This window comes from Desulfovibrio sp. DV, assembly GCF_001936595.1.
GTDB lineage: Bacteria > Desulfobacterota > Desulfovibrionia > Desulfovibrionales > Desulfovibrionaceae > Solidesulfovibrio.
In genome coordinates this window covers 23,812-34,361 of record NZ_MLBG01000040.1, presented here as the reverse complement: position 1 = coordinate 34,361, position 10,550 = coordinate 23,812, and the positions used below count along the sequence as shown (strand labels likewise).

Below are 10,550 nucleotides of genomic sequence, written 5' to 3'. Positions count from 1 at the left end.
GGTGCGCTTTTTTTGGGCCAAACGGGCGGCATTACCCAGGAGGGATCATGGCGGATCTTATTTTCACGCGATTCAAGGAAGGGCTTGGCCGGGGCTTTTTCGACTTGCCTGCCGACACCGTGCGCTGTGCCCTGCTCACCAACGCCTATGCGCCTTCGGCCAGCCACGGCGTGCTGGCGGATGTGGCCGGTTCCGAGGTGGCCGGGGCGGGCTATGCGGCCGGCGGCCGGACGCTTGGCGGGGTCGGCTGGAGCACGGCCGGCGGCAAGGCAATGCTTCGGGCCAACGATCCGAGCTGGACCGAGGCCACGATTACGGCCCGCTATGCCCTGATTTACCTGGCCAAGACGGTTGGGGGCCTGACCAATCCGCTGGTGTGCCTGCTCGATTTCGGCGCAGACCGGGGAGTGACCGGCGGGACGTTTACGGTGCGTTTCGACGCCTCCGGCGTCCTGACCCTGGAGTAGCCCGTGAACGGGCCATGGAGCGGGACAGCCCGGGCCTGGACAGCCGTCCCGGCCGCCTGGGACCAGGGGGGTGAGGTGGCGGTGGCGGCGGTTGCTGTCGGCATGGCCGGAGCGGAGTTGGCTGTGCCGGCAGCTGCGCCTGTTGCCCTGGCCCACCCGGCCTGCGCGCCGGGAACGGCTGTGGCCCGGCCGGGGACGGCGGCGACGGTTTCGACGGCAACGGCCACCGGCCTGGCCGTGCTCCTTGGGGCCAACGTGGAGCCGGGACTGGGACTGGCCGAGGAGTCCGGGCCGGCCGGGACAGCCAGGTTGGCCCTTGGCGGGCAGCCGGCCCAGGCAATGACGGCAGTGGTGGCCCCGGCCGGGCCGGTCCCCGCGGGCGTCACCCCCGGACCCTGTCTGGCCGGCACCGGGCGGCGCGAAGTGGCCAGGCTGTCCTCGCCACCAACCACTGTGGCCGGGCTTTTTTCTCCGGTGTGCCTGACGCACGGCCTGCGCTCGGCCATCGACATCGAACAGACGTGAGGAACTTTCCATGGCGGACAGCATTTATCAGGGCGACGTGGGCCTGGAGATCCTGGTGGACTGCGGGCGCGACATCGCCGGGGCGGGCAGCCCGACGCTTCGGGTGCGCACGCCGTCGGGCGCGGTGCGCTCCTGGCCGGCGGCCGTGGCGGTCATTGGCCAGACGGCCTCGCACCTGCGCTACGTCACCGCTCCCGGCGATCTGGCCGAGGCCGGCACGTACCGGGTCCAGGCAGCCCTGACCCTTGGCGACTGGTCCGGAACCGGCCGGACGGCAAATCTTGTCGTGCGGCCGCATTTTTCCTGAGGAGCACCATGAGCGATCCCATCTACAGCACTGTCGCCTACGTGTCCGGCGATTGTTTTGCCGTGTCCAACGCGGCCGGTGATACGTTTGCCGGGGAATTTGCCGCAGGAGTGCGGGTGTGGGCCGATTGCCGGGCCGACGGCATCCGCCTGGGCACGGTGACGGCCGCAACCCACGACGCTGCGGCGGGGCGCACCCTCGTGACCGTGGCCCTGGACGCCGGGGCAGTCCTGACTCCCAATCTGGCCGCCGTGCTCCACGGCAACGACATTCCGGAATCGCTTTGCAGCCACGCCGCACAGCATGCCATCGGCGGGCGTGACCCGTTGTGGCCGGCGTCGTCGGCCCTTGCCGGGCTGGTCCGGCTGGCCTCGGCCGCTGAGACGCAGGCCGGGATCAACACCGACAAGGCTGTGACTCCGGCCGGGCTGGCCTCGGCGGCCAAAGGGCTTGTCAGTGCCAATGCCACGATTCATGTGGCGACGACCGGGAGCGACGCCACTGGCGACGGGTCGTCAGTCGCGCCGTTTGCCTCGATTCCCAGGGCGTTGATGGCCATCGCCGGCAAGGTCATCGCCCCGGGTGCGCTGGTGACCATCCTGGTGGCCGATGGCGTGTACACCGTCCCTGCCACCATCGTCGTCGACCACCCCGACGCCGACAAGATTCAAATCCTTGGCAACACATCGGCCGAAACCATGGTGGCCATTGCGGCCGTGGATGCCGCAGCCAGGACGATCACGGTGCCGGGTGATTACACGGCTGTGCTGCGCCCTGGCGATATTGCGGGCATTGTCGGCAGCGTCACCGCCGGTCTTAACGGGGCGTATCTCGTGTCCGGGATCACCCAGGCCAACGGCAACACGGTGATCACCTGCGCCACTGAAACATTTGCCTCGTCAGCGGCGGGAGGGGGCAGCCTTTTCATCAAGCCGGCCAACCGCTGTGTCTTGCGGTTTACCGGCACATACACCTGTTGGCTGCTCAAGAGGTCTCTGGCTTCATTGGTCGGATTCCGCGTTGAATCAAACGCCTCGCAAATCGGATTGGTGCTGCGCGCGAACAGCGCCTCAACGATTTACCAGTGTATTTTTTACAATCTCGAACGCGGCATCCATGTCACGGAAAACGCCACGCTGAGCACCTATTCCACCGTTGTCAAACAGTGCAACTACGGCGTCGGGTCAGAAGGCATGTGCTTTCTCAACATGACCCTGGGGACGACGATCCTGGATGGCCTGTCGGTGGCTGCCGTGGCGGCCTGGGGCGGGCAGGCGGATTTTGTGGCTGCCACCACCATCTTCAGAAACACAGCGGCCCAGTTCTCGCCGGCCCATGACACGCTCGGGAATTGGGGCGCTTTCATTTCCTACCGGTAGGAGGGACGATGCAGATCATCGTGCAAAACGGCCATATCCTGGCCATCCACGACAGTAATCAGGAAATTTCCGGACGCTATCCCGGCGGTGTCGCCGTGGCCGTCCCTGACGAAACGTCCGTAGCCATCGGCCAGCCCTGGGAGGTGGACCTGGAGGCGGCCAAGACGTCGGCCTGCAAGGCCATCGACGCTACCGCCGAAACCCTGCGCAACGCGGTCCTGACGCCCGGCTCCGGCCAGATGGCTGCGTATCAGGCCAAGGAGGAGCAAGCCTGGGCGCTTCTGGCCGACCCGACGCCTACCGAGGGAGAATACCCGGATATTTTCAACGAGATCGGCATTACCGCTGCCTCTGCCGGCGAGGTGGCCATGGCCGTCGTGGCCGCAGCCGAGCGCTGGCGGGCGTATGGCCGGTCGGTGGAGCGGGTCCGGCTGTCTGCCAAAAAGGCCGTGGCCGAGGCCTCCGGTCTCACCGCGGTGCTGGCCGCCCGGAACCGTGTCGACTGGCCGCCATGCTGACGCCTTGCCTTGAGCAACATCGTAAAATCGCTTACCCTTGGCAAAAGGCGGCCCCCTTGCCTCCCGGCCGCGTCCGCAAGCCCCGAGGACCCCCATGGACAAACAGCGTATTTTGTTCGTTGATGATGATCAGGAAATCCTGTCCTCCTATGCCCGTGCCTTCCGCAAGCGCTATGCCGTGGAGGTGGCGGCCGGGCCGGAGATCGGGCTGGAATGCGTGGCTGCCCTGCCTGACGTGGCCGTGGTGGTTTCCGATTTGCGGATGCCGGGCATGGACGGCGTGGAATTTCTCGGCCGCGTCCGGGAGATGCGTCCCGATGCCGTGCGCATCATCCTGACCGGCTTTGCCGACATCGGCGTGGCCATTGCCGCCGTCAATAAAAGCAAGGTCTTCAGTTTCCTCACCAAGCCCTGTCCCGAGGAGGACCTGGAAGAGGCCCTGGTTGCGGCCCTGCGCCAATACCAGTTGATCGCCGCCGAAAAGGAGCTGTTGCGCGGCACGGTGCGCGGCACCATAAAACTCCTGACCAACCTGCTCGAAATGGTCAATCCCGAGGCCTTTGGCAAATCCTCCCGGGTCAAGCGGCTGGCCGTGGACATTGGCAATTACCTGGGCGTTCCCGACGTCTGGCGGGTGGACCTGGCCGCCATGCTGTCCCAGATCGGCTGCGCCGCCATGCCGGCCGAGACCTTGCGCCGGGCCTACCGGGGCGAGCCCCTGGCCGGGGACAAGGCCTACGAATTCGCCATGCACCCCAAGATCGCCGCCGAACTGGTGGCCAATATCCCCAGGCTGCGCGAAGTCGCCGAAATCATCGCCTATCAGGAAAAACGCTACGACGGCGGCGGCCTGCCGCCGGATGGCCTGGCCGGGGAGAGCATTCCCGTCGGCGCGCGCATCCTCAAGGTCGCCCTGGACTTTGACACGCTGCAGGCCCACTATGGCGACAAGCGGCGTTCGGAAAATCCCGAGGTCGAGGCCCTGGCCCGGATGCGCGACCGGACCGGCTGGTATGATCCCGAAGCGCTGACCGCTCTGGAATCCCTGGCCACCCTGCCTGACGGCTACCAACCGCGTCTGGTCGCCACCGAAGACCTTACGGCCGGGATGCTCCTGGACCAGGATGTGGTCGATCTGGGTGGCGCTCTCGCCCTGGGCCGGGGCCTGGAACTCAACACCGTTTCCATCCGCCGTCTGGCCCGTCTGGACGCCGACCGGGGAACCCGCGGCCGCTGGCGGGTTCTGGTGCCGCCGCCCGAGCAGCTCGCCTTTGCCATGATGCTTGATGGGTAGGCTCTTTTGCGCCACAAAAAGGGCGACAGTCCGGAGCGTCCTTGCAGCCTGTTGTCCCCAGGCCTCCCCGGCCGGCCAACCTTAATCCGGCGACCCCATGGAAGCACTACCGCATACGCCAACAGACAACCCTCCGGCTTCGGGTGAACCGTTTCGCGGGGTGTTCTCCACCCAGACCCAGGCCTTTATCGGCTTTGGGGCCACCAAACGCCGGGTCAAGCAGAACATTCATATCTTTGCCGAGGAACAGCCTGACGGCTCCTATCTGGTGCGAAACCTCAACAAGAATTTCATCCCCACAGGCAAGGCCCGGCCCATCTCCCGGGAACAGTTGCTGACCGACTATCTCCCCGAACCCGACCTGTACATGAACAAGGTCGTGCCCATGATGCGCCGGGTGCAAAAGAACGTGGAGGCCGGCGACGCCCATCGCAGCGAAAGCGAACTCATGTCGGCCGAGTTCGAATACAAAAATGCCCTGCGCGTGGACGAGGAGCACATCCGGGCCACCTTCGGCCTGGGGTTGACCTATCTCGACCGGGGGGAACTGGATAACGCCAAGCTCGTGTGCCGGCGCCTCATCTCGTTGGAAGCGGCCTTTGGGGAAGAACACAAGCACCTGTTTAACGAGTTCGGCATCAAGATGCGCAAGCACAAGATGTACGAACAGGCCCTGCTCTACTATTTCAAAGCCTACCGTCTGAGCAAAACCGACGACCATCTCCTTTACAATATCGCCAGAACCTACTTCGAGCGGGGCAAGCTCAAGCTGTCGCTCAAGTTTCTGGCCATGGCCAAGGCCATAAATCCGGCCTTTCCCGAGGCCGAGACCCTTTCCCGGGCCATCGAACGCAAGGCTTTGGAGGAGTTCTCCGTGCCAACGGGGCGGGCGCGCCTGCAATCTGACGATTAACCTGGCGGCCGGACCGCCGCGTGAGGACGGGCATGAGCTTTCTCGGACGTTTTCTGGTGGAACAGGGTGCCATCACCGAGGCGCAGTTGGAGGACGGGCTGCGTTTGCAGCGGGAGAAAAACCGCCGGATCGGAGAAGTGGCGGTGGAACGGGGCGTGCTTTCCCCGGATCAGGTGGACGTCATCCGGGGCCGGCAGGACGATGATCCCAGGCTTTTTGGCGACATCGCCGTCGGGGAACACCATTTGTCCCGGCGCAGCCTCGACGACTTGCTCTTTATCCAGAAGATCCAGCACACCTACCTCGGCGAGGCCCTGCTGCTCCTTGGCCATATTGATCGGCCACGGTACCAGGAGCTTATGGGCCGCCACTACGCCCTGCGCGACAAGAGCCGGGTGAGCCTGCGCTACCTTCAGGAGTATTTTGCGGACAACCGGGTGGCCGAGTGCCTGTTTGCCGCCGTGACCCGGGCGGTGCACCGGACAACCGGCGAAGAGGCGGCGATCACCGGCTTTGGCAGTGCCTCTCCGCCGTCTGCCTATCCGGAAAATGCGGTTATCGAAGGGACGATCCTTGGCGGGCGGCGGTATGCGGCCGGCCTGGGCCTGTCCCGGCCGCTGGCCGCCCGGCTGGCCGATAGTGCCGGGGCTGCCGACGGCCGGACCGGTCTGGCCGTTTTTTATGACAGGGTTCTGCGCTATTTCGGCGACATGCTGCGTGACGTGTCCCTGCTCCTGGAGTCGGGCCGGGTTGTCGCCGGGACATTGCCCGGGGAAGGGTGCGGGGATTGTCTGGCCATCCGCATCCGGACTCCTTCCGGAGAACTCGGCCTGACCTTTTGGCTTGAGGAGGTTGCGGCATGAGCCGGGCTCGGGGCCGCAAGGCCGGGAAACAGCCGGAGCAGGCCGGGCTGCTGCCGTTTTTCGAAGCATTTTTCACCCATATCGATGTCGGCTTGTGTTTTCTTAACCGCGAACTTCAGGTGGTGGCCGTCAACGAAGCCATGCGCCGGCTGGTTCCGGGGCGGGATTTCACGGCGCCGGGGCCGTGTCTGCAACCCGAGCCGGCTATGGAGTTGTGCGCCCGTTGCCCGGCCCTCGAGGTTTTACAGACCGGAGTGCCGGCCACCCGCCGGGTGGTTGAGACCACGGCCGAAGGCGTGGAGCGCCACCTGGAGGCGGTGTGCCATCCTCTGGTCGATGCGGCCGGCGTGCTTTTTGGCGTGGCCCAGAGTGTGCGGGACATTTCACGGCGGGATACGGCCGAGCGGGAAATGGCCCTGGCCACCCGCGACATTGAAATGCTGTTGGCCTCCATCCGCTCCATCCTGGTCAGCCTTGACGGGCAAAACCGCATCCGCCGGTTCAATGCCGGCGCCGAGGCCGCTTTCGGGCTGTCGGCGGCGGCCGTGACCGGCCGTGATTTTTTTGACGTGGGCCTGGACTGGGACGGGCATATGGTGCGGGCCGCCGTGGAGGAGAGCCGGCGCAGCCTTGCTCCGGTGCGGGTGGATGAAGTGCGCTGCCGCACGCCGGGCAATGAGGAGCGCCTTCTCGGGCTGACCGCCAATCCCGTGCCGGCCCCTGGGGGCGACAGCCCGGGAGTGCTGCTCCTTGGCCAGGATCTGGCCGAGATCAAGGCCCGGGAACTCAAGGCCGCCCACGAACGCCGGATGCAGGCCATCGGCCATCTGGCCGCCGGCATTGCCCACGAGATCAACACACCTGTCCAGTACGTGGGGTACAACGCCGGGTTTCTTGACGAGGCCTTTACCGATGTCCTGGCCCTGCTTGGGGCCTACGACGGCTTGGCCGGGGCCGTGCGCAACGGCGACGCCGAGGCCATGGCCCAAGCCGCTGCCGAGGTCGGGCGGCTGGCCCGGGAGGTCGATATCGAGTATCTGCGCCAGGAGATTCCATCGGCCATCGCCAATACCCGCAAGGGCATCGGCCAGGTGGCCGACATCGTGCGGGCCATGCGCCAGATGTCCCACCCCGGCACCGGGGAGAGGCTTTTTTTCGACATCAACGCCAGCGTGCGCGATATCGTCACCATCACCCGCAACGCCTGGAAACATGTGGCCGATGTGTCCCTGGAGCTTTCCCCCGAGCTTCCCATGGTGTACGGTCTGCCGCATGAGGTTTCCCAGGTGCTGCTCAATGTGGTGTTAAACGCCGCCCAGGCCGTGGAAGAACGGGTGGGTCGGGAGCCATGGGTCCGGGGCCGCATCGTCATTGCCAGCCGGCTTACCCCGGAACATCTGGAAATTGCAGTGACCGACAACGGTCCGGGCATCGACCAGGCGGCCCGGGGGCGCGTTTTCGATCCGTTTTTCACCACCAAGGCCGTGGGCAAAGGGACCGGCCAGGGGCTGGCCATCAGCCACGCGGTCATGACCCGGCATGGCGGCGGCATCGATTTCACGACGCGGCTTGGAGAGGGGACCACTTTTTTCGTCCGCTTTCCCCTGGAAGACGGAGGACAGGCGCAACCAGGGGCAAGCTGACCCCTTTTGTAACCCGGCAGGTGTGGTGGGCCAATGGGCGGCAAGGCAAAAATACTGTTCGTCGATGATGATCCGGAGATCTTGGCAACATTTCGGCGCACCCTGCGTCGGGGATTTGCCGTGGATACGGCCCTTGGCCCGGTGCGGGGCCTGGAGGCCGTGGCCGAGCAGGGGCCGTATGCCGTGGTGGTTTCGGATCTGCGGATGCCGGGCTTTGACGGCCTGGAGTTTTTTGCCAGACTCAAAAAGACCTGCCCCGATACCGTGCGCATCATGCTCACCGGCTATGCCGACATGCGCGCCGCCATGGATGCCGTCAACACCGGCCACGTGTTCCGTTTCCTGGCCAAGCCCTGCGCCGAGGACGAGCTGGTCGAGGCCCTGTCGGCCGGGGCGGCGCTCTATGCCCAGGCCACGGCCGAGCGGGATTTTCTCAAGGGAGCGCTTCGCGGCATCATCAAGGTCTTAACCGACCTGCTCGCCCTGCAAAATCCCGAAGGCCACGCCCGGGCCATGCGGGTGCGCCGGCTGGTGGTGGACATGGCCCGCTACCTGGAGGCGGCCGATGTCTGGCGCATCGATCTGGCCGTCTCCCTGTCCCAGATCGGCACCATGGTCATGCCCGAAGCCATGTTCGCCAGATTGCGCCACCAGGGCTCCCTGGCCGGCGACGAAGCCCGGCTTTTTGCCTGCCATCCGGTCATTGCCGCCGATCTGCTGGACAGCATCCCCAAACTCAAGGAAGTGGCCGAGATCATCCGCCATCAGGAAACGCCCTACGCCGGGGAGGAAGGCAGAGGCCCCCGGGGTGCGGCCATTCCGCTTGGGGCGCGGCTGCTCAAGGTGGCCCTGGACTATGACCGGCTGCTGACCTCGGGGCAAAGCCGCGACGCAGCCCTGGCCGCTCTGGCCGCCAGAGCCGGGGCGTATGATCCCCGGGCCCTGGAACTGGTGGGGCTTCTGGCCGGCGAACGCGAGGGATTTTCACGGACCCGGGCAACGGTTTCGGCGTTGACCCCGGGCATGGTCCTGGAAGAAGATATGGCTTTGCCTGACGGGACCCGGGCGGCAGCCGGGGTCGTGGTGGATGCCGGATTCATCGAACGCCTGGAGCGTTGCGGCACGCCGCCGGATATGCTGTGCCGGGTGCTGGCCCCGCCGCTGGGCGAACCGGTGGCGGCCAGTCTGGCCGATCCTGATCTCCTGGCCCTGTTGCGTCGGGTGCGAAACGTCGCTTCTGGCGACTAACCGCAAAGGAACCGAGTCCCCATGTCCAATGCCATGCGGCTGAAGGCTGAACAGGCGGCCAAACGCTACGAGCGCATCACCCTCGATTATTTTGCCGAGACAGGGTTTTTTGTGGTTTGCACCGATGACGAAAGTTTCGTGCGCCAACTGAAATACACCCTGGGCAATCTGCGCGTCGACGTCAAAAGCGCCCTGCGCGAGGTCGCCGACTACGACGAAGTGGCCACCCTGGCCAGCAAGACCGTGGAGCGCTTAAGCGGCCCGCTGCTCATTTTCCTGGAACGCCGCCTGCACAAGAACACCTGCCTCAAGACCGTCAAGACCCTCAAGAATTTCTATGGCGACAAGGTCCGTCTGGTGGTGGCCAGCACGGAAATCTCCCGCGATGAGATGGTGCTCACCCACGAGGTCGGGGCCGACAGCTTTATTACCAAGCCCATCTCGGCCAATGCCCTGGTCGAGAAATTCGCCTTTGCCATCCGTCCCAACTCCCAGCTCGGGGTGCTCTTTGACCGGGCTGCGGCCCTGCTTGCCGCCGGCGATCTGGAGCAGGCCGGCCGGGTGGCGGACAAGGCTTTCGAGCTCAAGCCCGGCAGCCTCAAGGCCCACATGCTCCTTGGCGACGTGGCCCTTGGCCGGGGGGACCACGCCCTGGCCGAGCGCCACTACAAAGAGGCGGTCAAGGCCGAGAAGCTCTATATCGAACCGCTCAAGCGGCTGGCCGACCTGTATGGGCAAAGCGGCGAGGACACCAAGCGTCTGGCCTGCCTGACGCGCCTGGATGCGCTTTCCCCGCTCAATTTCGAGCGCAAGGTGGCCATTGGCGAGGCCTATCTCGACCGGGGCGAAACCGACCGGGCCAAGGTGTTTTTCGAGGAGGCCCGGCGGGTGGTGGGCAAGGTGGCGGCGGACATGGTCAGCGACTCGCTGATGGAAATGGCCCGCAAGATCGGCGACCGGGACCAGGAGATGGCCCTGCGCTTCGTCACCGAGGCCATTGCCGCCAAGGGCGACTCCATTTCCCGGGCCGATCTCTGGATGTTTAACAATCGCGGCATCCTGCTGCGTCGCCAGGGCAACTGGAAGGAAGCGGTGGAAAACTACCGCAAGGCCCTGGCCGTGGCCCCGGACGATGCCGGCGTCCACTACAACCTCGGCGTGGCCCAGGCTGAGGGCAAGGATTATTTTACGGCCCTTGGCCACTTTGAAGAAGCCCTCAAGCTCGATCCGGAGCTGATCCGCCAGGGCTCGACCGTCGGCTACAACATCGCCACGGCCCACCATCGCTGCCGCAATCTTCCCGAAGCCCGCCGCTTCCTCAATCTGGCCCTGGAACTCGACCCAGGCTACGAACCCGCCCGGCGGCTGCTGGGCTATCTTTCCGAGTAACGGG

11 protein-coding genes are annotated in these 10,550 nt (G+C 65.4%); all 11 read left to right on the top strand.

From position 1 onward, the window contains the following. Window positions 1-47 precede the first annotated feature (47 nt). The 11 genes from DVDV_RS10740 to DVDV_RS10690 all read left to right on the top strand — a co-directional run bounded on the left by DVDV_RS10740 (window position 48) and on the right by DVDV_RS10690 (window position 10,546). Window positions 48-467 (top strand): hypothetical protein, encoded by a 420-nt coding sequence (locus tag DVDV_RS10740; RefSeq protein WP_075354670.1) that lies wholly within the window; start codon window positions 48-50, stop codon window positions 465-467. A gap of 3 nt (window positions 468-470) precedes the next feature. Next, window positions 471-992, top strand: a complete 522-nt coding sequence (locus DVDV_RS10735) for a hypothetical protein (RefSeq protein WP_075354669.1) — start codon at window positions 471-473, stop codon at window positions 990-992. 10 nt (window positions 993-1,002) lie between these two features. Next, window positions 1,003-1,299 carry a hypothetical protein gene (locus tag DVDV_RS10730; RefSeq protein ID WP_075354668.1) on the top strand — a complete coding sequence of 99 codons (297 nt, stop codon included), beginning with the start codon at window positions 1,003-1,005 and terminating at the stop codon, window positions 1,297-1,299. Between the two features lie 8 nt (window positions 1,300-1,307). Next, window positions 1,308-2,678, top strand: a complete 1,371-nt coding sequence (locus tag DVDV_RS10725; protein WP_083634746.1) for a hypothetical protein — start codon at window positions 1,308-1,310, stop codon at window positions 2,676-2,678. 8 nt (window positions 2,679-2,686) lie between these two features. After that, window positions 2,687-3,196: a hypothetical protein gene (locus tag DVDV_RS10720; protein WP_075354666.1), complete on the top strand. Its 510-nt coding sequence runs from the start codon at window positions 2,687-2,689 to the stop codon at window positions 3,194-3,196. Window positions 3,197-3,290: 94 nt separating this feature from the next. Further along, a complete protein-coding gene (locus tag DVDV_RS10715; RefSeq protein WP_075354665.1) occupies window positions 3,291-4,490 on the top strand; it encodes an HD domain-containing phosphohydrolase in 1,200 nt (399 codons plus the stop codon). 97 nt (window positions 4,491-4,587) lie between these two features. Then, window positions 4,588-5,403 (top strand): lipopolysaccharide assembly protein LapB, encoded by an 816-nt coding sequence (locus DVDV_RS10710; protein WP_075354664.1) that lies wholly within the window; start codon window positions 4,588-4,590, stop codon window positions 5,401-5,403. Between the two features lie 32 nt (window positions 5,404-5,435). After that, window positions 5,436-6,266 carry a hypothetical protein gene (locus tag DVDV_RS10705; RefSeq protein ID WP_075354663.1) on the top strand — a complete coding sequence of 277 codons (831 nt, stop codon included), beginning with the start codon at window positions 5,436-5,438 and terminating at the stop codon, window positions 6,264-6,266. Further along, a complete protein-coding gene (locus DVDV_RS10700; protein ID WP_075354662.1) occupies window positions 6,263-7,909 on the top strand; it encodes an ATP-binding protein in 1,647 nt (548 codons plus the stop codon). The genes DVDV_RS10705 and DVDV_RS10700 overlap by 4 nt, the downstream gene beginning before the upstream one ends. A gap of 33 nt (window positions 7,910-7,942) precedes the next feature. Beyond that, window positions 7,943-9,157 carry an HD domain-containing phosphohydrolase gene (locus DVDV_RS10695; RefSeq protein ID WP_075354661.1) on the top strand — a complete coding sequence of 405 codons (1,215 nt, stop codon included), beginning with the start codon at window positions 7,943-7,945 and terminating at the stop codon, window positions 9,155-9,157. A gap of 21 nt (window positions 9,158-9,178) precedes the next feature. Further along, a complete protein-coding gene (locus DVDV_RS10690) occupies window positions 9,179-10,546 on the top strand; it encodes a tetratricopeptide repeat protein (RefSeq protein WP_075354660.1) in 1,368 nt (455 codons plus the stop codon). The last annotated feature ends 4 nt before the right edge of the window (window positions 10,547-10,550 follow it).

Coding starts and splice junctions, on each gene's coding strand:
- DVDV_RS10740 (WP_075354670.1), top strand. CDS start 48: ATGGCGGATCTTATTTTCACGCGATTCAAGGAAGGGCTTGGCCGGGGC.
- DVDV_RS10730 (WP_075354668.1), top strand. CDS start 1,003: ATGGCGGACAGCATTTATCAGGGCGACGTGGGCCTGGAGATCCTGGTG.
- DVDV_RS10725 (WP_083634746.1), top strand. CDS start 1,308: ATGAGCGATCCCATCTACAGCACTGTCGCCTACGTGTCCGGCGATTGT.
- DVDV_RS10720 (WP_075354666.1), top strand. CDS start 2,687: ATGCAGATCATCGTGCAAAACGGCCATATCCTGGCCATCCACGACAGT.
- DVDV_RS10715 (WP_075354665.1), top strand. CDS start 3,291: ATGGACAAACAGCGTATTTTGTTCGTTGATGATGATCAGGAAATCCTG.
- DVDV_RS10710 (WP_075354664.1), top strand. CDS start 4,588: ATGGAAGCACTACCGCATACGCCAACAGACAACCCTCCGGCTTCGGGT.
- DVDV_RS10705 (WP_075354663.1), top strand. CDS start 5,436: ATGAGCTTTCTCGGACGTTTTCTGGTGGAACAGGGTGCCATCACCGAG.
- DVDV_RS10700 (WP_075354662.1), top strand. CDS start 6,263: ATGAGCCGGGCTCGGGGCCGCAAGGCCGGGAAACAGCCGGAGCAGGCC.
- DVDV_RS10695 (WP_075354661.1), top strand. CDS start 7,943: ATGGGCGGCAAGGCAAAAATACTGTTCGTCGATGATGATCCGGAGATC.
- DVDV_RS10690 (WP_075354660.1), top strand. CDS start 9,179: ATGTCCAATGCCATGCGGCTGAAGGCTGAACAGGCGGCCAAACGCTAC.